This is a genomic window from Marinomonas sp. IMCC 4694, from assembly GCF_008122525.1.
Taxonomy (GTDB): Bacteria; Pseudomonadota; Gammaproteobacteria; order Pseudomonadales; family Marinomonadaceae; genus Marinomonas.
In genome coordinates, this window is sequence record NZ_VSRV01000001.1 from 949953 (window position 1) to 972423 (window position 22471).

General features: G+C 46.2%; 22 protein-coding genes. 20 read left to right on the top strand and 2 right to left on the bottom strand.

Translation table 11 applies throughout. The features are described from left to right. The 8 genes from lpxD to tilS all read left to right on the top strand — a co-directional run bounded on the left by lpxD (window position 1) and on the right by tilS (window position 10016). Window positions 1-1041 carry a UDP-3-O-(3-hydroxymyristoyl)glucosamine N-acyltransferase gene (lpxD, locus tag FXV75_RS04360; RefSeq protein ID WP_148831355.1) on the top strand — a complete coding sequence of 347 codons (1041 nt, stop codon included), beginning with the start codon at window positions 1-3 and terminating at the stop codon, window positions 1039-1041. Next, the gene (gene fabZ, locus FXV75_RS04365; protein WP_148831356.1) at window positions 1038-1475 is read left to right on the top strand and encodes a 3-hydroxyacyl-ACP dehydratase FabZ; all 438 of its coding nucleotides are present in this window, start codon (window positions 1038-1040) and stop codon (window positions 1473-1475) included. The genes lpxD and fabZ overlap by 4 nt, the downstream gene beginning before the upstream one ends. Next, on the top strand, window positions 1475-2251 hold the full coding sequence (gene lpxA, locus FXV75_RS04370; RefSeq protein WP_148831357.1) for an acyl-ACP--UDP-N-acetylglucosamine O-acyltransferase: 777 nt from the start codon (window positions 1475-1477) through the stop codon (window positions 2249-2251). Before fabZ ends, lpxA begins: the two co-directional genes overlap by 1 nt. A gap of 63 nt (window positions 2252-2314) precedes the next feature. After that, window positions 2315-3502: a lipid-A-disaccharide synthase gene (lpxB, locus tag FXV75_RS04375; protein ID WP_148831358.1), complete on the top strand. Its 1188-nt coding sequence runs from the start codon at window positions 2315-2317 to the stop codon at window positions 3500-3502. Continuing rightward, window positions 3502-4101 (top strand): ribonuclease HII, encoded by a 600-nt coding sequence (rnhB, locus tag FXV75_RS04380; protein WP_148831359.1) that lies wholly within the window; start codon window positions 3502-3504, stop codon window positions 4099-4101. The genes lpxB and rnhB overlap by 1 nt, the downstream gene beginning before the upstream one ends. Window positions 4102-4105: 4 nt before the next feature. Continuing rightward, a complete protein-coding gene (gene dnaE / locus FXV75_RS04385; RefSeq protein WP_148831360.1) occupies window positions 4106-7582 on the top strand; it encodes a DNA polymerase III subunit alpha in 3477 nt (1158 codons plus the stop codon). 123 nt (window positions 7583-7705) lie between these two features. Continuing rightward, window positions 7706-8653 (top strand): acetyl-CoA carboxylase carboxyl transferase subunit alpha, encoded by a 948-nt coding sequence (gene accA / locus FXV75_RS04390; RefSeq protein ID WP_148831361.1) that lies wholly within the window; start codon window positions 7706-7708, stop codon window positions 8651-8653. 70 nt (window positions 8654-8723) lie between these two features. Beyond that, a complete protein-coding gene (tilS, locus tag FXV75_RS04395; RefSeq protein ID WP_148831362.1) occupies window positions 8724-10016 on the top strand; it encodes a tRNA lysidine(34) synthetase TilS in 1293 nt (430 codons plus the stop codon). A gap of 62 nt (window positions 10017-10078) precedes the next feature. Here the strand turns inward: tilS and FXV75_RS04400 are convergent, their stop codons facing one another. Continuing rightward, the gene (locus FXV75_RS04400) at window positions 10079-10759 is read right to left on the bottom strand and encodes an AAA family ATPase (RefSeq protein ID WP_148831363.1); all 681 of its coding nucleotides are present in this window, start codon (window positions 10757-10759) and stop codon (window positions 10079-10081) included. Window positions 10760-10891: 132 nt separating this feature from the next. Between FXV75_RS04400 and FXV75_RS04405 the strand changes: the two genes are divergently transcribed. Further along, window positions 10892-11188 (top strand): DUF6482 family protein, encoded by a 297-nt coding sequence (locus FXV75_RS04405; protein WP_148831364.1) that lies wholly within the window; start codon window positions 10892-10894, stop codon window positions 11186-11188. Here the strand turns inward: FXV75_RS04405 and FXV75_RS04410 are convergent. After that, entirely contained in the window at window positions 11185-11937 is a 753-nt protein-coding gene (locus FXV75_RS04410; RefSeq protein ID WP_148831365.1) for a GntR family transcriptional regulator, read from the bottom strand. The two genes, FXV75_RS04405 and FXV75_RS04410, sit on opposite strands and share 4 nt — an antisense overlap. A gap of 221 nt (window positions 11938-12158) precedes the next feature. On the opposite strand from FXV75_RS04410, the gene FXV75_RS04415 reads away from it, so the two are divergent. From FXV75_RS04415 to FXV75_RS04465, 11 genes are all read left to right on the top strand, one after another. After that, a complete protein-coding gene (locus tag FXV75_RS04415; protein ID WP_148831366.1) occupies window positions 12159-13250 on the top strand; it encodes an aromatic ring-hydroxylating oxygenase subunit alpha in 1092 nt (363 codons plus the stop codon). 38 nt (window positions 13251-13288) lie between these two features. Continuing rightward, window positions 13289-14248, top strand: coding sequence for a PDR/VanB family oxidoreductase (locus FXV75_RS04420; RefSeq protein ID WP_148831367.1), 960 nt, complete (start codon window positions 13289-13291; stop codon window positions 14246-14248). A 174-nt stretch (window positions 14249-14422) separates the two neighbouring features. Beyond that, window positions 14423-16057 carry a CTP synthase gene (locus FXV75_RS04425; RefSeq protein WP_148831368.1) on the top strand — a complete coding sequence of 545 codons (1635 nt, stop codon included), beginning with the start codon at window positions 14423-14425 and terminating at the stop codon, window positions 16055-16057. Between the two features lie 51 nt (window positions 16058-16108). After that, a complete protein-coding gene (gene eno, locus FXV75_RS04430; RefSeq protein WP_148831369.1) occupies window positions 16109-17410 on the top strand; it encodes a phosphopyruvate hydratase in 1302 nt (433 codons plus the stop codon). A 111-nt stretch (window positions 17411-17521) separates the two neighbouring features. Then, the gene (locus tag FXV75_RS04435; RefSeq protein WP_148831370.1) at window positions 17522-17800 is read left to right on the top strand and encodes a septum formation initiator family protein; all 279 of its coding nucleotides are present in this window, start codon (window positions 17522-17524) and stop codon (window positions 17798-17800) included. Further along, a complete protein-coding gene (ispD, locus tag FXV75_RS04440; RefSeq protein ID WP_148831371.1) occupies window positions 17797-18510 on the top strand; it encodes a 2-C-methyl-D-erythritol 4-phosphate cytidylyltransferase in 714 nt (237 codons plus the stop codon). The genes FXV75_RS04435 and ispD overlap by 4 nt, the downstream gene beginning before the upstream one ends. Window positions 18511-18547: 37 nt before the next feature. Continuing rightward, complete coding sequence (gene ispF, locus FXV75_RS04445) at window positions 18548-19069, top strand: 2-C-methyl-D-erythritol 2,4-cyclodiphosphate synthase (protein ID WP_148831372.1); 522 nt, start codon at window positions 18548-18550, stop codon at window positions 19067-19069. Then, window positions 19066-20160: a tRNA pseudouridine(13) synthase TruD gene (gene truD / locus FXV75_RS04450; protein ID WP_148831373.1), complete on the top strand. Its 1095-nt coding sequence runs from the start codon at window positions 19066-19068 to the stop codon at window positions 20158-20160. The genes ispF and truD overlap by 4 nt, the downstream gene beginning before the upstream one ends. After that, window positions 20138-20884 (top strand): 5'/3'-nucleotidase SurE, encoded by a 747-nt coding sequence (gene surE, locus FXV75_RS04455; protein WP_148831374.1) that lies wholly within the window; start codon window positions 20138-20140, stop codon window positions 20882-20884. The genes truD and surE overlap by 23 nt, the downstream gene beginning before the upstream one ends. Beyond that, a complete protein-coding gene (locus FXV75_RS04460; RefSeq protein WP_148831375.1) occupies window positions 20881-21543 on the top strand; it encodes a protein-L-isoaspartate(D-aspartate) O-methyltransferase in 663 nt (220 codons plus the stop codon). The genes surE and FXV75_RS04460 overlap by 4 nt, the downstream gene beginning before the upstream one ends. After that, entirely contained in the window at window positions 21536-22465 is a 930-nt protein-coding gene (locus FXV75_RS04465; RefSeq protein WP_148831376.1) for a DUF368 domain-containing protein, read from the top strand. Before FXV75_RS04460 ends, FXV75_RS04465 begins: the two co-directional genes overlap by 8 nt. Window positions 22466-22471 lie beyond the last annotated feature (6 nt).

Genomic DNA, 22471 nt, shown 5'->3' on the forward strand with positions numbered 1-22471 from the left:
ATGAGCCATACGCTAGGGCAGTTGGCGGATAGAGTACAAGGTGAGGTGAAAGGCCGAGCGGATCTTGTGATTAAACGATTAGGGACGTTAGAAAATGCGACTCATGAGGAGTTGAGTTTTTTAGCCAATCCTAAGTATGAACAGCAACTTTTCAGTACATCGGCGGGGGCGGTTTTAGTGAAAACCCACGCGTTGGCTCAGCTGGTTGACAACGCCATCATTGTAGCCAATCCTTATCTAGCTTTTGCACACTTGTCCCGTTTGTATGAACCGGTAACACAATGCTGGACCGGTATTCATCACAGTGCCGTTATATCGCATACTGCTGTGTTGGCGGATAATGTGATTATCGGACCCAATGTGGTGATTGATGAGGATGTCGTAATCGATGAGGGCACTGTGATTGGTGCTGGTTGTGTGTTGGGTCGGGGTGTCAAAATAGGTAAACGTACCCGTCTATATCCCAATGTCACGCTCTATCATGATGTGATCATAGGGTCTGATTGTATTATCCACAGTCAGGTTGTGATTGGGGCTGATGGCTTTGGCTTTGCTCCAAACAATGGCCGTTGGGAAAAGATCAACCAACTGGGTTCCGTTGAGTTGTGCGATCATGTTGAGATTGGGGCCAGTTCTACCATTGATCGTGGTGCCATTGAAAATACACACATTGGTTATGGTGTAAAAATAGATAACCAAGTTCAAATTGCTCATAACGTCGTTATTGGCGATAATACCGCCATAGCATCGAGCACGGCGATTGCTGGCAGTACTAAAATTGGGTCAAATTGCACTATTTCTGGCTGTGTAGGTATCGCTGGGCATTTGACGATTACCGATCAAGTCCATGTGACAGGGATGAGTATGATCAGCCATTCTATACCAGACAGTGGTTCTTATTCGTCCGGAATGGGAATGGAACCAACCAGCAAATGGCGCCGGACGGTGGCAAGAGTCAGAAGAATTGATGAAATGGCTAAGCAGTTTCTACAACTAAAACAACAGGTTAATAAGCTTTTAGAGAAGGTTGATACTAAATGATGGATGTAAATGAAATCCGCCAATACTTACCACATAGATACCCATTTTTGTTGGTGGATCGTGTTATTGAGTTAAACTTAAAAGAGTCCATTGTTGCGTATAAGAATGTCACGATTAATGAGCCGTTTTTTAATGGGCATTTTCCTGATCATCCGGTTATGCCAGGCGTATTGATTATTGAAGCGATGGCACAAGCCGCTGGCATTCTAGGTTTTAAAACCATGGATAAAAAGCCCGAAGATGGCTCTATTTACTATTTTGTTGGCTCTGACAAGGCACGTTTTAAGCGTCCAGTCGTGCCAGGTGATCGATTACAACTAGAAGCTAAAATTATCACAGAAAAGCGTGGTATCTGGAAATTTGAGTGTAGAGCAACGGTTGACGGTGAGTTAGCCTGTTCTGCGACTATTCTGTGTGCTGACAGGAAAATATAGTGTTGATACATCCAACGGCGTTAATTGATTCGAAAGCAGAGATTGATTCCAGCGTGGAAATTGGTCCTTTTTGTGTGATCGGGCCGAATGTGAAGATTGGTGCTCGCAGTATTATTAAGTCTCATGTTGTTATTAATGGTGATACTACTATTGGCTCTAATAACGAGATTTATCAGTTCGCTTCGGTTGGAGAAGCAAATCAAGATAAAAAGTACAAGGGTGAACCGACCCAGTTGGTGATTGGTGATGGGAATGTGATTCGTGAAAACGCAACCATCCATCGTGGCACGGTGCAAGATAATGGCATTACCTTGATTGGAGACCATAATTTATTCATGGCCAGTACGCATGTTGGTCACGATTGTAAGGTGGGTGATCATAATATTATGGCGAATTTTGCGGCATTGGCTGGTCACGTTACCGTGGGCGACTACGTTATTCTTGGTGGTTACACTGGCATTCATCAATTCTGTCAGGTTAATTCATTTAGCATGTGTGGCATGGGTTCCATGGTGTCTAAAGACGTGCCGCGTTACATCATGGTGTCTGGGAATCCAGCTAAAGCCCACGGAATGAATTTTGAAGGGATGCGACGTCGTGGTGTGCCTGCTGAGGTGATTCGTTCGTTGCGTTCCGCTTACAAAGCGATTTACTTAAAAGGTTCGACGTTAGAGTCTGCGCTGATTGACTTAGAGAGAAGTGATAAATTTCATATTCCTGAAGTAGCGGAGTTTATTGCTTCTATACGGCGTTCAAAACGTGGCATTGTCCGATAGGATCTATGTGTTAAAAGAAAACCCCGGACTGTTTCGGGGTTTTTTATTATTAGAGGTTTATACATGCAAAACACGTCTGCAACACGTTATGTGTTGGTGGCTGGCGAGGCATCAGGTGACATTTTAGGTGCCAACTTAATGATGCACTTAAAGCGACTGCAACCTGATGCTTTGTTTGAAGGCATCGGTGGGCCTCTCATGGAAGCTCAAGGTTTAAAAAGTATGGTTCCCATGGATCGATTGTCCGTGATGGGGTTAGTGGAGGTCTTGGGGCGTTTAAGAGAGTTGCTGGGTATTCGTAAGCGTGTGTATCAGTTCTGTTTGAAATACCCACCGACCGCGTTTATTGGTATCGACTCGCCCGATTTTAACCTACCGTTGGCGAAAAAACTCAAGCAAGCGGGCATTCCTACTGTCCATTATGTTAGCCCTTCTGTGTGGGCATGGCGTCAAAAACGTATTTTTAACATCCAAAAATCCGTCGATCTGATGTTGGCATTGTTTCCTTTTGAATTGCCAATTTACCATCAACACGCTATCCCTGTAGTCTGTGTCGGTCACACTCTAGCGGACGATATTCCGTTGGAGAGTGATGCTCAGGTGGCCAGAAAAACGCTCAAATTAGAGGGGCTAAAAGGCCCCGTATTTGGCATTTTACCAGGATCCCGTGAAGGAGAAGTGTCTCGTTTGGCGCCTCTTTTTATCGATACGATTAAGATTCTTCAACAACATGAGCCTAATGCGACGTTTTTAATACCCGCTTCAAACCAAGCGCGTCGTGAGCAAATTGACACCCTGTTGCAGGGCAGCAACACCAACACCATTCTAATTGACGGTCAATCACGCACCGTGATGGCAGCCTCAGATGCTATTTTATTGGCATCAGGCACAGCGGCCTTAGAGGCCATGTTAGTAAAGCGCCCCATGGTGGTGTCGTATCGGTTGAATAAACTGACCTTCGCCATTATGTCCAGAATGATAAAAGTGCCTTATGTGTCGTTACCGAATTTATTAGCGAATGCGCCCTTGGTGCCGGAGTTGCTGCAAGACGAGGCTGTGCCCGACAATTTAGCCCGTCAATTACTGGAAACTTGGCACTCGTTTGTTGGCGATAAAAACAGACAAGCCAAGTACCTAGAATTGCATAACATGCTGCGTAAAAACGCGGGTGAAACGGGCGCGAAAGCCATTGTCTCTATGCTTGAGAAACGTTTGTTATTAGGCGTTGTTACGCAGGAGACGTCATCATAATGGAGTCCTTTGTCAGCCAAATATACTTTGGAGACTTACTTGCTGGCACCGACGAAGCAGGGAGAGGACCGCTGGCGGGTGAAGTTGTCGCAGCGGCCGTGATTTTAGACCCACAGCGTCCTATTGTCGGGTTAGCGGACTCTAAAAAACTCAGTGAAAAGAAACGTGAAGCCCTATTTGTCGAAATTCAAGACAAGGCATTGGCTTACGCCGTGGCCAGTGCGAGCATAGAGGAAATTGACGACCTCAATATTCTGCACGCCAGCATGTTAGCCATGTCGCGAGCGGTGGCAGCGTTGCCTATTATGCCAGAGCACGTATTAGTCGATGGTAATCGGTTACCGGTCAATTTGCCATGTCCAGCAGAAGCGGTGGTAAAGGGGGATGCGCGCCAAGCGGCTATTTCTGCAGCGTCTATTTTGGCCAAAGTCACCCGCGATCGAGACATTGTAAAAGCAGCGGCCATGTACCCAGAATATGGCTTTGAAAAACACAAAGGTTACCCCACGGCTCAGCACCTTGAAGCGCTACGCTTACATGGTGTTACGCCGATTCATCGTCGCAGTTTTGGCCCCGTTAAAAAGATAATAGAGGGATAAAAGCATGTCCGCATCGTTTATACATTTACGAGTACATACTGAGTTTTCTTTAGTGGATGGCTTGGTCAAAATCAAAGGCTTGCTTGGTACGACAGAGTTCATGTCGATGCCAGCCGTTGCCGTCACCGATGAAAATAACCTATGTGGTTTTGTGCGTTTTTACAAAGGCGCGATGGAAAAAGGCATTAAGCCAATTTGTGGTGTCGATGTGGTGGTGGCCGAAGACGACGAAGTAGGGTCGCGTTATCGCCTGACATTATTGGCTATGTCCAATCTGGGCTATAAAAACATCATAAATGTTATTTCCAAAGGGTATCAGTTAGGACAATCGGAAGGCCGTCCGATTGTACAAAGAGAATGGATTGAAGATTGCAGCGACGACATTATTGCTTTGTCTGGTGCGGGCTTTGGTGACGTGGGTTTGTTGTTGCAAAAAGGCCGATCAGATCAAGCAGAAATACGTTTAGCGCATTGGATGTCTGTGTTTCCGAATCGCTTTTATGTCGAGTTGCAACGTACCAGTCGCGCCGGTGAAGAAAGCTACATACATGCGGTCGTGCCGCTTGCGACAGCGTTGGGCTGCCCCGTAGTCGCAACCAATGATGTGCGTTTCTTAAAACGGGAAAACTTTGAAGCCCACGAGGCTCGGGTGTGCATACATGATGGGGTGACGTTGGACGACCCTCGTCGAAAGCGCCGCTACACTGAAGAGCAATACTTCAAAACGCCTGACGAGATGGAAGCACTATTTGCCGATATTCCCGAAGCGCTAGAGAACACGATAGAAATTGCCAAACGTTGCAGCGTGGATGTGTTATTAGGTAAGTACTTTTTGCCGGACTATCCCGTACCAGACGGCATGACAATGGACAGCTTTTTTAGCCAATTGTCTTACGAGGGCTTAAAAGAGCGTTTTGATTTCTTGACGAAAAAATACGGTGAGCGCATTGAAAAGCGTCGACAAGAGTACTGGGATCGATTGGATTTTGAATTAACCATTATTAATCAAATGGGGTTCCCAGGTTACTTTTTGATCGTAATGGACTTTATTCAGTGGGCAAAAGACAACGACATACCAGTAGGGCCTGGTCGTGGTTCTGGTGCAGGCTCTTTAGTCGCTTACGCGTTAAAAATTACCGATCTTGACCCGCTTGAATACGATTTGCTATTCGAGCGATTCCTTAACCCCGAGCGGGTGTCCATGCCTGATTTCGACATCGATTTCTGTATGGAGAATCGTGACCGCGTAATCGACTATGTGTCTCGTACTTACGGTCGCGATGCGGTGTCGCAGATTATTACTTTTGGTGCCATGGCAGCAAAAGCCGTGGTGCGTGATGTGGCGCGGGTTCAGGGTAAGCCTTACAGCTTGGGCGATAAATTGTCGAAATTGATCCCGTTTGAAATTGGAATGACGCTGAAAAAGGCCCTTGAGGAAGAGCCGGCGCTGCCCGAGTTTCTGGCCGGTGATGAAGATGCGGCCGAAGTCATGGAAATGGCGATTTCGCTAGAGGGCGTGGTGCGTAACTTTGGTAAGCACGCCGGTGGTGTGGTGATTGCGCCAACCAAATTGATTGACTTTGCTCCGCTGTACTGTGAAGAAGACGGCTCGGGTTTGGTGACTCAGTACGATAAAAACGACGTTGAGGAAGCCGGTTTAGTTAAGTTTGACTTCTTGGGGTTGAAAACTCTGACGGTAGTGGACTGGGCGGTGAAAAACATCGACGCGATCAATGCGCTCGAAGGCAAACCACCATTGGACATTGCGCTGATCGATTTGGAAGACAAGTCTACCTATGATTTGCTGAAGCGTGCTGAAACTACCGCGGTGTTCCAGCTGGAATCTCGCGGTATGAAAGAGCTGATCAAAAAGCTGTTGCCATCGCGTTTTGAAGATATTATCGCCTTGGTGGCCTTGTATCGTCCGGGTCCGTTGGGCTCCGGCATGGTAGATGACTTTATCAACCGTAAACACGGTCGAGCCGAACTGTCGTTCCCTCATTCTGACTACCAGCACAGCGATTTGATTCCCGTGTTGGAGCCAACCTATGGCGTTATCTTGTACCAAGAGCAAGTGATGCAGATTGCTCAGGTATTGGCGAAATTCTCTTTGGGTGGCGCCGATTTGTTGCGTCGAGCTATGGGTAAAAAGAAAGCCGAAGTCATGGCGGAGCAGCGTCTGATTTTCATGGAAGGGGCGTTTAAAAATAATGTCGACCGTGACCTTTCCGGTAATATTTTTGACTTGATGGAAAAGTTTGCGGGCTACGGTTTTAATAAATCACACTCTGCCGCCTATGCTTTGGTGTCTTATCAAACCGCGTGGTTGAAAAACCATTATCCAGCGCCATTCATGGCGGCGGTGTTGTCAGCCGATATGCAGAACACCGATAAGATTGTTATCTTCATCGAGGAATGTCGCTCAATGAAATTGGCACTGGAATTACCCAATGTCAATGAATCGGTATTCAAGTTTACGGTGAATCCTAAAGGCGCCATTGTGTATGGCCTTGGTGCCATTAAAGGGGTGGGTGAAGGCCCTATTGAAGCCATTGTTGAGGCGCGTAAAGAAGGGCCTTTTGAGCATATATTTGATTTTTGTCAGCGAGTCGGTCGTAAGGTCAATAAGCGTGTGATGGAGGCTTTAGTGCGCTCCGGTGCGTTTGATAGCATAGGACCAAATCGCGCGACCTTGTTTGCATGTATCGATGAAGCGCTTAAAAGAGCGGTGCAAGATGCAAAAAACCAAGACGCTGGTATGATGGATTTATTCGGCATCGCGGTTGAAGACAATACGGAAGACGCCTACAAAGACGTCGGCATTCAGCACGAATGGCCTGGGCGTCAGCGTTTAGATGGTGAAAAAGACACTTTGGGCTTGTATGTTACTGGCCACCCCATTGACGAATACGAAAAAGAGATTCGTCGCTTTGCTCGTGCAAAGATTGTTGATCTACAACCAAAGCGTGGCGATACGCAAATTATGGCAGGGTTGATTGTTGATTTGCGTATTACGAAAAGCAAAAAAGGCGGCAATATTGCCTTTGTGACCTTAGATGATCGTTCCGCTCGCATTGAAGTTACGGTGTTTCCAGACAATTACGACAGTTTTAAACACGCCATTGTGAAAGATGAAGTGGTTGTGGTGGAAGGTGAGATTACGGTGGATGAATTTCGTGGCGGGCAAAAAGTCATCGCGCGAAATATTCTTGATATTGCACAAGCAAGGATTCGGTACGTTGAAGCGCTGCGAATAACGTGGACATCCGAGACGGTCACCCCCGAGGACATTCAAACCTTAGCGCGGCATATGGCGTCATATCGTGGTGACGGTTGTGATGTGGTGGTCAGCTTTGATGCGGCTCAAGCCTGCGGTGATATTCGTTTGGGGGCGAGTTGGAAAGTTCGACCCGAGGACGAATTAATTCACCAACTGCAGAAACAATACGGTAAACAAAATGTTCAGTTAGTGTATAATTAATCTCATTTATTACTTTCGCAATGAAATTTGACGTAGAGACACGCTTATACAGAGCTGTAGAGCGAATGGCTTCGGCCTTCTGTCTTTGAATTTGATGGCAACCAAACAGTAGTGTAATTAAACATGAATTTAGATTATCTCCCCTTCGAACAGCCGATTGCTGAACTCGAACAAAAAATTGAAGAGTTACGTTTAGTCGGTAACGATAACGAGCTGAATATCAGCGATGAAATCAGCCGCCTTGAAGATAAAAAAATAGCCCTGACAAAAAGTCTATTTAGTAACCTAGGGGCATGGGAAGTTTCTCAATTAGCACGTCACCCAAAGCGCCCATATACATTAGACTACATTAAACACGTTTTTACGGATTTTGAAGAAATGCACGGAGATCGTCACTACGCAGACGATCGTGCCATTGTTGGTGGTATTGCACGTTTAGAAGGTCGCCCTGTGATGGTGATTGGTCACCAGAAAGGTCGTGAAGTAAAAGAGAAAGTCCTTCGTAATTTTGGTATGCCTCGTCCAGAAGGTTACCGTAAAGCACTGCGTCTTATGGAAACGGCCGAGCGTTTTAATATGCCCATTGTGACGCTAATCGACACACCTGGGGCGTATCCGGGAATCGGTGCAGAAGAGCGTGGTCAAAGTGAGGCGATTGCCTTTAATTTGGCGGTGATGTCACGGCTTAAAACACCGATCATTTCTACCGTAATTGGTGAGGGTGGTTCTGGCGGTGCATTGGCGATTGGGGTTTGTGATGAGCTTATGATGCTGCAATACGGCACGTATTCCGTTATTTCACCGGAAGGTTGTGCGTCTATTTTGTGGAAAAGTGCGGATCGTGCATCGGATGCCGCAAAAGCTATGGGTATTACGGCGTCACGTTTGCAAGAGCTGGGATTAGTCGACACTATTATTCCTGAGCCTTTGGGTGGGGCACATATTGCACATGAAGACATCGCGCACAGCTATAAACAGAATGTGATTGCCGCCTTGGATCGTATGGAAGCATTGACAACAGAAGAGTTGTTGGCACGTCGTTACAAGCGCCTAATGTCTTACGGCTTGTAAGCTGCGTTTTGTGTAAAGAGCCTCCTTTTTAGGGGGCTTTTTTGTTAATTAATTATTTATTGTGATTGATATGTTGTCGACCCTTCGTCCTATACTTTCCACTTCTCCGTTATGTTTTTGCTCTGAGTGGATAGACGCTGTATTTGCTCAATACCATCGTATTTGGGTCGGTTTTAGTGGTGGAGTGGACTCTCATGTGTTGTTGCATGCTTTAGTGACGCAACTCAATAGGGAGCAAATGCGCGCATTAGGCGTGATTCATGTTCATCATGGCTTGAGCGAGCACGCTGATGAATGGCTGGCTCATTGTGCTGCTGTGTGTCATGGGCTGGGCGTGTGTTTTGTATCAAAACACGTGTCTGTCAACGATCAAGCGTCGCTTGAAAATGCCGCTCGAAACGCTCGCTATTGTGCGTTCCAGCAAGAAATGGGCGAGGGCGATGCGCTATTGCTTGCCCATCATGCCGGCGATCAAGTCGAAACGGTGTTGTTTCGATTGTTAAGAGGCACAGGTGGGAAAGGGTTGTCTGGTATTCCTTATCAACGAGCTTTGGCTAAGCGCGATGCCACCTTGATTCGTCCTTTGTTGCAAGTAGATAAAGCGAGCATAGAAGTGTACGCGCTTCAGCATGGTTTGCAGTGGATTAGCGATGAGTCTAATAAAGACGAACGTTTTACGCGTAACTTTTTACGTCAAAGTGTACTGCCTACATTAAAGCAACGCTTTCCTCAAATGATGCAAAGTGTCGGGTCCACCGCGCAACGAGTAGCAACGGATTATACGATGTTGGCGATGTTTGCTGATCAGCAGCTCGATGTTTGGTGTTGCCAAAATGGTAGCCTGCCTTTGCGCCATATTGTTGATCGGCCTCATGATGAGCGGCTTTTTTGGCTGCGTTATTTTTTATCGCGCTGGGGGGTGTCCTTGCTGCACAGTCAGCTAATCAGTATTGATGAGATGTTTCTCAGTACAGAAGATAAACAGCCCACCCTGGTGTTTTCTTATGGGCGTCTCATGCGTCACCAAAATGAACTCTATGTATTGCCGCCGGATCAGCCAGTGCTATTGGGCTTGCTGAAAAGCGGCGACCTATTGAGGCGTCCCTTTGATACGGTTTTGCTACAAGACTGTCTGTGCTGCGAGCTGCGGCAACGACCTCAAGGGGCCAGTTTGATCATGCCAAACGGGCATCGGCGCAAACTGAAAAAATGGCTCAATGATCAACAGATTCCAAGCTGGTGGCGTGAGCATCTCCCTTATGTGTTTCAAGGAGATGTTCTTGTTGCAATTGGTGACCTGTGGCGGCATCCTGACTGGCATGGTCAGATTGAGTGGAGCTTAGACCCTTCATTGCCCTTGTAGTTGCTCTTCTAATGGTTCTTTTCGTTACCCCTTTTAGTGATCTAGTACGAGATCCTATTTATCTATACCTTTAGTTGCCAATCGGCGTGGTGCTGATAGCCGGCAACCAATGCTGCGTTCAGACCATCACTTTGTTTAATTCTGTCCATGGCTTGTTCATGGCTGAATTTCCACACGGACATATGGCGCTTTGCTAAGCGCTCAATCGCGATTTCAACGGGAACGTCCAAAAACCACTGCTCATCGAATAGGGCTTTTGACTCCTGCCATCCATCCTGTTGATGCAGTAAATAGAGGCCTTCTATTAATACCACCTTGATGTCTTGGTGAATGCTCTGATCGTTTTCAATGGGGTCGCCAAGGGCATGGTCGAAGCTGGGCCACAAAATACGGTCTTGTTGATACGCTTGTTTGATGCTCTTAACGCGCGCTATAAACGCTTCGCTATCAAATGTCCAAGGGGCGCCTCGCCGAGCAAAGGCATCTTCCGCGTTCGGAAGGGCCTGCAGTTGAGCTTTTGAAAGGTGAAAGCCATCCATGGAAAGGCATATTACTTGCTCTTGTGCATGCGTTGAAAGGCATTGATGTAAATGGCTTGCCAATGTACTTTTCCCAGAGCCTGGGCCACCTGTTAGGCCAATTAATGTACGTTTTGGTTGGTTTAGTGCTTGGTGTATTTTGTCGAGCGCCACTGGCACATCAGCAGAGTGTGCGAAGCCGTTGAGGCTGTCGAATGCAGGCATGTTTCTTCCTAATTGATAAGCGGTGTTGTGGTGTGTACTTTATCGCATGTATTTCGTCGGGTCATGCTCAATTGCAGTGAACTGAGTAATGGCATCACGCGTAATAGTATAAAACAACCGAGGTGTTCTCTCATGCTACTCAAAGACTTAAAGAAAATGACCCACGTAGATAAGGTTAAACTGCATTCATTGGAATCCAATTTGTACCAGTTGTCCGTGGTAATTGACGGTAAAGAAGAGTATATCCAAACAGGGAAAGGGCGGTTTTTAACCAGTCATAACAAGCTGGAGCTGCAAACCTTATTCAAAGATAAAACCGTGGGGGCAATGGTGCTGTGTCATAAAAGCGCTTACGACGAAATGGTTGGCCAGCCTGTTGGTACAGGCAATTATTTGGAAGTGCCGCTTGGTAATGCGCACTTGGGTTAGTCGTGCGGGTTGGTCGGTGTGTTTTTTGAACGCAACCCTGAGCCATTAATCACATGCAATGTGTCATTATCTTCTTTTCTTTCTGAAAATGTTTTTGCGTAACCCAGTGTAGCATTGGCATGTTCTCGCATAATGGCCTCTGCTCGGCTGCCTTTGCCTTCTTTGATGGCGTCAAAAACCGCATGATGTTGCATATGAGCAAAGTTAAAACGTCGAAATTCTGATGCTAAATTACGCTGATCAAAAACCAGAGCGCTGACTGAGGCAAAAGGCAAATGTTCATTGCGGCTTAAGGCGATGGTGATGGCGGGATTTTGACTGGCTTCAATTATAATGTGGTGAAAGCGCTGGTTAATATCGTGATATTGCGCAAGGTCTTCTTCATTGATACGGCCATCAGCAAAGAGCGTGTCGCCTTGTTGTAGTAACGCTTGCAGCTCATTGCTTTGTGATGTTGAAAGTGAATTTTCGGCCGCTTGTCTTGCTGCCAGCCCTTCGAGTACCCCTCTTACTTCCACTGCGCCACTTATTTCGGCGTGAGTCACTTGTCGGACGATAAAGCCACGCCCCGATAATTTGGTTAGTAATCCTTCTTGTTCCAATGTTCGAAAGGCTATGCGTATGGGAGTTCGTGATACGCCAAGCTGTTCGGATGTGGGGATTTCAGCAAGACGTTGTCCAGAGGCCAGTTCGCCAGACAAAATCATTTGTCGCAAACGCCCAATGACCTGCTGTCCTGGTTTGCTCATCACGGTTGCCTTGTTAGTGGTTGAAACATTGATGATAGCGAAATCCTCGTCAGAAAGTAATGATGGGATCCAGTAGTAAGCCGGTGGTGTGGATTATATCGCAGACATATCGTATTCATTATGGTTATATTGGATCCATTTTTAATATAGTTTTCTTGTTTTACGTTTAAAATCTACTATATTGGATCCAATTAAATAAAAATAATAGCAGGAGAGAGTTCATGAATCAGCCAACTTACCCTAAAAATACTTGGTATGTAGCCGCTATGGCCGAAGAGGTGGCGGGCAGTAAGCCTCTTGGTCGTCAGGTTTGTGGAGAGAGCATTGCTTTTTATCGTTCCCACAAAAATGAGATTGCTGCGGTGTTGGACTTTTGTCCTCATCGTGGGGCCGCTTTGTCTTTAGGTTATGTCGAAGACGGTCTTTTGGTGTGTGGTTATCACGGCTTAAAAATGGGCGCTGATGGCAAAACCAAAGAGATGCCTTTGCAGCGTGTTAAGGGCTTTCCCTGTATGAAATCTTATGCGGTTGAAGAGCGTTATGGCTTTATTTGGGTGTGGCCGGGCGATCAATCTCTAGCGGATAAAGCGCTGATTCCTCATTTAGAGTGGGCGGTCAATCCAGAATGGGCCTACGGTGGTGGTTTGTATCACATTAATTGCGATTACCGTTTGATGATCGATAATCTGATGGATTTGACTCATGAAACCTATGTTCATGCGAGCAGTATTGGTCAAAAAGAAATCGACGAGTCCCCTGTATCCACTGTCGTTCAAGGCGAACAAGTTCTGACAACACGATACATGGACAATATTATGGCGCCACCATTTTGGAAGGCGGCGTTACGTGGTAATGGTTTGGCAGACGAAGTGCCGGTGGACCGTTGGCAGATTTGCCGATTTACTCCGCCCTCTCATGTGATGATTGATGTGGGGGTTGCTCATGCCGGCAACGGCGGCTTTGATGCACCGGCCGACAAAAAAGCCAGCAGCACAGTTGTAGACTTTATTACGCCAGAAACAGAAACGTCGATTTGGTATTTCTGGGGCATGGCGCGTAATTTCAAACCAGATGATCAGGCGTTGACTGAGACCATTCGAGAAGGGCAGGGGAATATATTTGCCGAAGACTTGGAGGTGTTAGAGCGTCAACAGCAAAACTTACTGGCTTTCCCAGATTATCCTTTATTGAAATTGGATATTGACGCTGGCGGTGTGCAATCTCGACGCATTATTGATCGCATTATTGCGAAAGAAAATGCCGCGAATGTGTCGGTTCAAACAATAGCTCCCCTTCAAACTGTGTCATTTTAGTGGGCAAAAAAAATCGATTTTTGAGTTGGGAGTAATGCATGATTTCTGTTGTGGTTAAAAACGTAGTCAAAGAAACCCGTGATATTGTGCGGTTGGTGTTGGGGAGTGAGGATGGGGGGGCATTACCATTCTTTGAAGCTGGCGCACACATTGATGTGCATTTACCCAGTGGCTTGATTCGCCAATATTCCCTGTGCAGGTTGTCAGTAGAGGCGCAATATTATGAGATAGCAGTTTTAAAAGATGCTCACTCACGGGGAGGGTCTGCAGAGGTGCATCAGTTGAAAATTGGCGACATTTTATTCATCAGTGCGCCTAAAAATCACTTTGCTCTGGTTGATGGAGGGTCTCGTCACAGCGTTTTAATTGCGGGTGGTATTGGGGTGACCCCGTTATTGCCGATGGCGCAGCAGCTTCGTCATTTAGGACAATCTTTTGAATTTCATTATTGTGGTAGAACGTCTGAAACCGCCGCTTTTACCGCCGCTCTCAAGAACGGTTCTTTTGCAGATAACATGCACTTTCATTTTAGCCAAGAGGCTGAGTCGGGTCGAATGGAGGTGTCGAGGGTGTTGTCTGGACAGGCGGAAGGGGCAGTGCTGTATATCTGCGGCCCTGCCAGCTTTATTGAGGAGGTATTACAGCAAGCTCGTGCGCTGGGATGGCCGGAGGATTGTTTGCACCGCGAGTTTTTCTCTGCTCCCGCCTTGAATGAACATCGTGAAGGCAACGACGCATTTCAAATTAAAATTCATAGCACAGGTGAGATTTTGCATGTTGCTGCGGATGAAAGCATGTTTGAGGTGTTGGATAAACATGGTGTGTTTGTGCCCGTTTCCTGTGAGTCAGGCGTTTGTGGCAGCTGCCAAACGGGCGTTGTTTCTGGTGTGCCCGATCATCGAGACGTATTTTTAACAGACAAAGAGCATCAGGCTGGTAAGTTAGTAATGCCCTGTTGTTCGCGCGCCCTAACGCCTGTATTAGAGTTGGACTTGTAAGGCTGTGTAATTCCTCTATCCATAGGGTGATTAATCTGTCACTCAATGTAAAACAGCCGTGTTTTACATTGAGTGAGTGGCGTTGCGATGTTATTATTTTCCCCCGTCCAGAAGGCGTAATCATCAGTGTCTTCAAATCTCTTTTTTTTCTATTTTAAGGCGGGTTAAACACTCATGGCGACACGATATATTTTCGTTACAGGTGGTGTGGTTTCATCACTTGGTAAAGGCTTAGCAGCCGCATCTTTGGCCGCTATCCTAGAATCTCGTGGTCTAAAAGTCACCATGCTAAAGCTGGATCCTTACATCAATGTGGATCCCGGCACCATGAGTCCTTTCCAGCACGGCGAAGTCTATGTTACCGAAGATGGTGCTGAAACTGACTTAGATCTCGGTCATTACGAACGCTTTATTTCCACTAAGATGGGCAAACGTAACAACTTCACCAGTGGTCGCGTTTACCAACATGTTCTTAAAAAAGAGCGTCGTGGTGAATACCTTGGTGGAACGGTTCAGGTTATCCCTCACATCACAGATGAAATCAAACGCCGTGTTATTTCTGGTGCCGAAGGTGCGGATGTTGCCTTGGTAGAAATCGGTGGTACGGTTGGTGATATCGAATCTCAACCTTTCTTAGAAGCCATTCGTCAGTTAAAAGTAGAGTTAGGCCCACGTCGTGCTTTGTTCATGCATTTGACGTTGGTTCCGTATATTCGCACTGCCGGTGAAACCAAAACTAAGCCTACGCAGCACTCTGTCAAAGAGTTGCGTTCAATTGGTATTCAGCCTGATATTCTTATCTGTCGTTCTGAAGTATCCATCGAAGCGCCCGAACGTAAAAAAATCGCCTTATTTACCAGTGTGGAAGAGCGAGCGGTTATTTCCTTGCCAGATGCTGATACGATTTACCGTATTCCACAAATGTTGAATGACCAAGGGCTGGACAGTTTAATCGTTGAGTATTTCAACTTAGATTGCAATATGCCTGATCTTGAGATTTGGAATAAAGTCACACAAGCCAAATTGAATCCAGAGAAGCAAGTGAACATCGCCATGGTTGGTAAATACATGGAGCTGTTGGACGCTTATAAATCCCTGATTGAAGCGATGGATCACGCTGGCATTCACGCGCGTACTAAGGTGAAATTGCATTACATCGATTCTGAAAGCATTGAAGAAAAAGGCACTGAATGTCTAAAAGGCATGGATGCGATTCTAGTGCCAGGTGGTTTTGGTGAGCGTGGTGTAGAAGGTAAAATAACAACGGCCCAATATGCTCGTGAAAACAAGGTGCCTTATTTGGGTATTTGTTTGGGGATGCAGGTAGCCGTTATTGAATTTGCCCGAAATGTGGCAAATTTAGCGGGTGCACACAGCACCGAGTTTAATTTAAAAGCAGAGAACCCAGTTGTTGGTCTGATCACAGAATGGACCAATGCAGAGGGTTCCAAAGAAATCCGGTCAGAGGAATCCGACCTAGGTGGAACGATGCGTCTTGGTGCGCAAAACTGCAATCTTACCGAAGGCACGAAAGCGTTTAATGCTTATGGTAAAGCGGTTATTAAAGAGCGCCATCGCCACCGTTATGAAGTGAATAACTTTTATGTGAGTGCGTTGGAAGAAGCTGGCTTGACGATTTCTGGTCGTTCAGAAGATAATTCTTTGGTTGAGATGATAGAAATTGCAGATCATCCATGGTTTGTGGCTTGTCAGTTCCACCCTGAATTCACGTCAACACCTAGGTATGGACACGGCCTGTTCAGTGCCTTTGTTCATGCGGCATTGAAATACGCAGGAAAAGAAAAATAAGTTGAGCAAACGGACTGTTTGTGATGTTTCATTTATTTTAAGAGGTTTGTTATGAGTCAGATCGTTGATATCAAAGCCAGAGAAGTTTTAGATTCTCGTGGTAACCCTACCGTTGAAGCCGATGTGTTTCTAGCGGACGGTTCTGTTGGTTCTGCATGTGCACCGTCTGGTGCCTCTACGGGTTCTCGTGAAGCGCTAGAATTACGTGATGGCGACAAAAGTCGTTATCTTGGTAAAGGCGTATTAAAAGCCGTTGGCGCAGTAAATGGTCCTATCCGTGACGCTTTGATTGGCCAAAATGCGCTTGCACAAGCCGATCTTGATCAGATTATGATCGATCTTGATGGTACTGAAAATAAATCTACCTTTGGTGCCAATGCTATTTTAGCGGTGTCTTTGGCGGCGGCGAAAGCGGCGGCGACCTCTAAGAAAGTCCCATTGTATGCTCACATTGCAGACATCAACGGAACGCCAGGCGTTTATTCGATGCCTGTACCAATGATGAACATCATCAATGGTGGCGAGCACGCAGACAATAACGTTGATATTCAAGAATTCATGATTCAGCCTGTTGGTGCGCCAAACTTCCGTGAAGCATTACGTTACGGCGCTGAGATATTTCATGCGCTGAAAAAAGTATTGAGCGATCGTGGTCTAAGTACTGCGGTTGGTGATGAGGGTGGTTTCGCACCCGATTTGTCTTCTAATGCCGAAGCACTTGCGGTTATTAAAGAAGCGGTTGCCGCGGCGGGTTATGAACTGGGTAAAGACATCACATTAGCGATGGATTGTGCGGCGTCTGAGTTCTACGACAAAGAAGCCAATATCTACGATCTTAAAGGGGAAGGTAAGAAATTCACTTCAGAAGAGTTCAACCTTTTCTTGCAAGATCTAACGAAGCAATACCCAATCGTTTCTATCGAAGATGGTCTTGACGAGTCTGACTGGGATGGTTTCGCACACCAGACAAAACTCATGGGTGATAAAATCCAATTAGTGGGTGACGATCTGTTCGTAACCAATACTAAGATTTTAAAGCGTGGTATTGACAACGGTATTGCGAACTCAATCTTGATCAAGTTCAACCAAATTGGCTCTTTAACCGAAACCTTGGCTGCGATTAAAATGGCCAAAGACGCTGGTTTCACGGTGGTTATTTCTCACCGTTCTGGTGAAACAGAAGATGCGACGATTGCCGATCTTGCGGTTGGTACGGCGGCGGGTCAAATCAAAACGGGTTCTTTGTGCCGTTCTGACCGTGTGGCGAAATACAACCAATTGCTACGAATTGAAGAGCAACTGGGTGGTAAAGCGCCATATAAAGGTCTTTCTGAGATCAAAGGTCAGGCATGATTTTGCCTTGATCTGAAAAAGGGAGAACTTAGTTCTCCCTTTTTTTATATTTTTTTTATTCATTTCCTTTGATAATAGGGCGTGTATTTTTCTTCGGTCATTGAGGGTGTTATGGCGCGTTTGTTATTGGTCTTTTTTGTCTGTGCCATTGGCTATCAATCCTATCATCTGTACTTTGGTGAGCAGGGCATTAAGCGTCAAGAAGAGCTGGCAAAGCAAATAGCCTACCAGGAGCGTATTAACCTGCGTTTAAAACATCGAAACCAAGCGTTAAGAGCGCAAGTGAATGACCTTCGTTTAGGAGAAGAGGCCGTGGAAGAACACATTCGTACAGAGCTTCAATACATAAAAGAAGGCGAGGTGTTTTATCGTATGGTCAATAAAAAATGAGCCAAGGCTTATGGGCGATTATTCCTGCGGCCGGCATTGGTCAGCGGATGCAAGCGAATTGTCCTAAACAATATTTGCGGCTTGCTGGGGGCACTATTTTAGATCGCACGATTGATGTTTTTTTATCGAATTTAAACGTCGCGGGCGTTTTGGTCGGAATCAGTGACGGCGATACTTATTGGCGCCAGTCTACATGGTGCCAGCACGATCGTGTTACATTTTATGCTGGTGGAAAAGAGCGCAGCGATACCGTTCAGCAGGGGTTGCGTTATCTTATGGATTTGACTGGTGATCTTGAACAAGATGTTTTGGTGCATGATGCCGCGCGTCCGCTGTTAAGCCAAACTGCATTGAATCGTATTATCGAGCATCGCTCTGCACAGGGCGCTATTTTGGCGATGCCAGCGAAAGAAACGGTGAAACAACAACGGATCAATATTCAGCAGGTTGAAACAACATTAAAGCGTGAGCACATTTGGTTAGCGCAAACACCGCAAAAGTTTCCTGCTCAGGCGTTGCTGAATGCATTAGAAAAAGCCCATGCACAAAATGTGGTGGTTACCGATGAGTGCTCTGCGATGGAATGGGTCGGTTGGCAGCCTGATTTAGTGATGGGGGAGAGTCGCAACATAAAAGTGACTTTACCTGAGGATTTGCTTATAGCAGAGGCGCTTTTTTCTTATCTTTTAGCGACTCCGTCGAAAGATTAAACGATCGAATGTCATTTACAGCATAGGAGTAATCATCATGATGCCGTTTCGCATTGGTCATGGTTTTGATGTTCATAAATTTGGCGAAGGTGATCACGTAATAATAGGAGGAGTGTCTATTCCTCACTCACATGGATTGATTGCCCATTCCGATGGCGACGTGGCTCTGCACGCATTGACCGATGCCTTGTTAGGTGCGGCGGCGTTAGGGGACATAGGGAAACACTTTCCGGATACCGACGTCGCTTTTGCAGGCGCTGATAGCCGCCTTTTATTGAAGCGTGCTTATCAGGAAATTCAAGTGCTTGGTTTTCATGTGGGTAATGTGGATGTCACTATTATTGCTGAGTCTCCCAAAATGCGCCTTCACATCGATGCAATGCGAGCGAATATCGCCGAAGATTTGGCTATCGATATCGATTCTGTGAATGTGAAAGCGACGACCACCGAGAAGCTGGGTTTCACTGGCCGCAAAGAAGGGATTGCCGTTGAAGCCGTCGCGCTTCTTTTTAATCCCGCCTATTTAAAGCAAGCTGATGCAAATCAAGGTGCTGTATGAACACAGATTGGCAATACGCCTGGTCAAAACCCAGTGTTACGGGAGATCTTAAAACCCATGCGCAAGATTTTTACGTAGAAGAGCAGCTTGGCTTTGAACCAGATGGACGAGGTGAATTCTGTTTTGTTTTCATTGAAAAGCAGGGCGTGAATACCGATTTTCTTGCTAAGCGTTTAGCTCAAGTCGCGGGAATAGATGCCAATAAAGTGACGTACAGTGGCGCGAAAGATCGCCATGCGTGTACGCGTCAGTGGTTTTGTTTGCATGTGTTGAATAAAGAGCCGGATTTATCCAGTATACAAGAGGCGTTTAGAGAGCCAGAAACGGTGAGAGTGGTGGCGCAACTACGCCATTCGAAAAAGTTGCGTACAGGGACACATTTAGCAAACCGTTTTGTTATTCGTCTACGGAATATCTCTGGAGACCTAGACGAGTTGGAAGGCCGTTTGAACCTCATTAAGCAGGCCGGCGTGCCCAACTATTACGGTCCGCAGCGTTTTGGCATAAACGGTAATAATTTGCACAACGGCAAGGCTCTGGTGCTGAAAGGGCGGCAAAGTCGCCGCAAGTTATCAAAGACAGAATCCTTTTGGTTATCGGCGATTCGTTCCTGGTGTTTCAACGAAGCGTTGAGTGATCAGGTGGAGAATGGCATGTGGATGCGTTTGTGTGATGGAGACATTGCGCAATTTCAACACAACAGTGAACAGTTCCGCGTTAAAGAGATGAGTGCATTGATGCATCTTAATGTAATAAATGGTGAGATCAGCCCAGTATTGCCGCTGATCAGTCTCGGTTGGGAAGCGGGGACGGGCGCCCAGCGTGAGTCTGCCATTAAAGCGTCTTTGTCTGGCTGTATGGACATCGTTGATGCCTTAATTGCGTTTGATCTTTCTCGTGATAGTCGTCTTGCGCGTCTGGTTCCCATGAACATGGCGTGGGAATTGCTAACGGACAATAAAGAGAACGCACAATTAATCGTTGAGTTCTCGTTAACAAAAGGGTGTTTTGCGACCAGTATTTTACGCGAAATGATCGATTTCACCGATAAGTCAGCAGAGAAATCAAATGAGAGTACTGATCGCGAATGACGACGGTCTGAACGCTGTCGGTATACAGGTTCTTACCCAACGATTAGCCCAGGAATACGACGTATTGGTCGTTGCCCCTGATCGCGATCGCAGTGGGGCGAGCAATTCGTTGACTTTAACTCGTCCATTGCAGCCGATCAAAGTGGCAGAAAATCGATACAGAGTGGACGGTACGCCGACAGATTGTGTTCATTTAGCTTTATCTGGGATGGTTGATGGTGAGGTGGATATCGTGGTATCGGGCATTAATCATGGCGCCAATTTAGGTGACGATGTGATTTATTCCGGCACCGTTGCCGCGGCCATGGAAGCACGACATCTTGGCCGTCCTGCTTTTGCTGTGTCTTTGGTGGGAGGGGAACATTTCGACACAGCGGCTCAAGTTATGGTTCGATTGCTAAAAAACACCTCTTATCTTACGCTGCCAGCAGGCATTGTATTGAACGTCAATGTACCTGATGTGCCCTACGAGCAAATTAAAGGCATCCAGGTGACACGGCTAGGCTATCGACACAAGGCGCAAGCGCCTATGCCAGCCCAACACCCTAAGGGCATACCGAGCTTTTGGGTGGGCGCTTTATCTGAGCCTCATGATGTTTCTGAAGGAACGGACTTTTGCGCGATCAAAGACGGTTATGTTTCTATTACGCCGATTCATTCTGACATGACATGCTATGAGGCGGCCTCTCCCCTTGATCGATGGACGAGTACACTCCTCTTATGAACCATACTCTGAATGGGCTCGTGACACACACTGAGCCGAAAGCATCTAAAATGGTGAATCAACTGAGAGAGCAAGGTATTTCACATGAGGCATTGCTTACTTTGATGGCGACCATACCACGCCATGAATTTGTCGAATCGGCTTTTTCTCACTTGGCGTATTCTGCCACCTCTCTTCCTATTGGGCGAAACCAAACCATCAGTCAGCCTTTAACCGTGGCAAGAATGACGCAATGGCTGCTGTCTTATGCAAGGCTCGGTCGTGTTTTAGAAGTAGGAACGGGATCCGGTTATCAAACAAGGATTTTGGCGCATTTTTTTAATAAAGTGCACACTATAGAGCGTCATCGTCCTTTGTATTTACAAGCGAAAAACCGCCTCGCTTCGATGGGGGTAAACAATGTGGAGTGCTTATTTGGTGATGGGCAAGCGGGTTGGCCTCAGAAAATAGAAATGGACGCTGTGATTATTACGGCGATGGCGAGTAAAATCCCCCTCGCTTTGACCGAGTGCTTAAAGCCACAAGGTATTTTGATTATGCCGATTGATCAACCGAGTCCGCAGATTGGCTGCTGGCGTAAAGAAGGCGATCGATGGAAGTGTCTAGGCACAGAACCTGCGAATTTTGTCCCCTTATTAGAAGGAATTGAACATGCCTAGCTGGCTAAAAATATATTTAAGCGGTGTTTTAATGGGCGCCGCTGATGTGGTGCCGGGTGTTTCTGGGGGAACTATTGCCTTTATTTTAGGCGTGTACGATCGTCTCATTACTGCCTTGAGTGGTGTCAATCAAGCCAGCCTGCGTATGTTGTTACGCGGCGATTTTAAATCACTATGGCGTCACTTTGATGGGGCTCTTTTATTGCCTTTGGGGGCAGGTGTTGTTACCAGTATTGTGACCATCGCAGGGCTAATTACGCATTTATTGGCAGTTTATCCCTTATATCTATGGAGTGTCTTTTTTGGTCTTATTTTGGCTTCGGCGTATTTTCTCATTCATCAAATACACGGTTTTTCAGTGCGTCATTTGGGCATGTTAGTCGTCGGGGTTGCGTTCGGTGCTGGCGTCTCTTTGTTGGTCCCCACTCAGTTAGATACGTCTTTATTAATGGTGTTTTGCTCTGGCATGGTGGCTATTTGCGCGATGATTTTGCCAGGTATTTCGGGCAGCTTTTTATTGCTGATGATGGGAATGTATGGGTTTATTTTGTCGGCGGTTAAGAGCGCAGATATTCTTATTATAGCTGTTTTTTCTATGGGAGCTTTAATAGGCTTGCTCAGTTTCTCTAAGTTGCTCAATTACTTATTGCATCACGTACGCTCGATGACGTTATCATTGCTCACTGGGGTAATGTTAGGAGCATTGGTAAAAGTATGGCCTTGGAAGGTGACCGAAACGTGGAGCGTTATTGGTGATAAAAAAATAGCAATGCAGGAGCATTTAGTGTTGCCATGGCAGTTTGTTGATTATTATTGGCCTACGGACTTTTTGTTACCACTTGTATTTGTTTGTATGGGTTTCATGAGTGTTTTCCTTATTTCTTACGCATTTTTACAAAATAATACAAATAATGCCCGTTGAATTAAA

Bases quoted from the DNA above. Each gene is read 5' to 3' on its own strand.
- lpxD (WP_148831355.1), top strand. From the start codon at position 1: ATGAGCCATACGCTAGGGCAGTTGGCGGATAGAGTACAAGGTGAGGTG.
- fabZ (WP_148831356.1), top strand. From the start codon at position 1,038: ATGATGGATGTAAATGAAATCCGCCAATACTTACCACATAGATACCCA.
- lpxB (WP_148831358.1), top strand. From the start codon at position 2,315: ATGCAAAACACGTCTGCAACACGTTATGTGTTGGTGGCTGGCGAGGCA.
- rnhB (WP_148831359.1), top strand. From the start codon at position 3,502: ATGGAGTCCTTTGTCAGCCAAATATACTTTGGAGACTTACTTGCTGGC.
- dnaE (WP_148831360.1), top strand. From the start codon at position 4,106: ATGTCCGCATCGTTTATACATTTACGAGTACATACTGAGTTTTCTTTA.
- accA (WP_148831361.1), top strand. From the start codon at position 7,706: ATGAATTTAGATTATCTCCCCTTCGAACAGCCGATTGCTGAACTCGAA.
- tilS (WP_148831362.1), top strand. From the start codon at position 8,724: ATGTTGTCGACCCTTCGTCCTATACTTTCCACTTCTCCGTTATGTTTT.
- FXV75_RS04400 (WP_148831363.1), bottom strand. From the start codon at position 10,759: ATGCCTGCATTCGACAGCCTCAACGGCTTCGCACACTCTGCTGATGTG.
- FXV75_RS04405 (WP_148831364.1), top strand. From the start codon at position 10,892: ATGCTACTCAAAGACTTAAAGAAAATGACCCACGTAGATAAGGTTAAA.
- FXV75_RS04410 (WP_148831365.1), bottom strand. From the start codon at position 11,937: ATGAGCAAACCAGGACAGCAGGTCATTGGGCGTTTGCGACAAATGATT.
- FXV75_RS04415 (WP_148831366.1), top strand. From the start codon at position 12,159: ATGAATCAGCCAACTTACCCTAAAAATACTTGGTATGTAGCCGCTATG.
- FXV75_RS04420 (WP_148831367.1), top strand. From the start codon at position 13,289: ATGATTTCTGTTGTGGTTAAAAACGTAGTCAAAGAAACCCGTGATATT.
- FXV75_RS04425 (WP_148831368.1), top strand. From the start codon at position 14,423: ATGGCGACACGATATATTTTCGTTACAGGTGGTGTGGTTTCATCACTT.
- eno (WP_148831369.1), top strand. From the start codon at position 16,109: ATGAGTCAGATCGTTGATATCAAAGCCAGAGAAGTTTTAGATTCTCGT.
- FXV75_RS04435 (WP_148831370.1), top strand. From the start codon at position 17,522: ATGGCGCGTTTGTTATTGGTCTTTTTTGTCTGTGCCATTGGCTATCAA.
- ispD (WP_148831371.1), top strand. From the start codon at position 17,797: ATGAGCCAAGGCTTATGGGCGATTATTCCTGCGGCCGGCATTGGTCAG.
- ispF (WP_148831372.1), top strand. From the start codon at position 18,548: ATGATGCCGTTTCGCATTGGTCATGGTTTTGATGTTCATAAATTTGGC.
- truD (WP_148831373.1), top strand. From the start codon at position 19,066: ATGAACACAGATTGGCAATACGCCTGGTCAAAACCCAGTGTTACGGGA.
- surE (WP_148831374.1), top strand. From the start codon at position 20,138: ATGAGAGTACTGATCGCGAATGACGACGGTCTGAACGCTGTCGGTATA.
- FXV75_RS04460 (WP_148831375.1), top strand. From the start codon at position 20,881: ATGAACCATACTCTGAATGGGCTCGTGACACACACTGAGCCGAAAGCA.
- FXV75_RS04465 (WP_148831376.1), top strand. From the start codon at position 21,536: ATGCCTAGCTGGCTAAAAATATATTTAAGCGGTGTTTTAATGGGCGCC.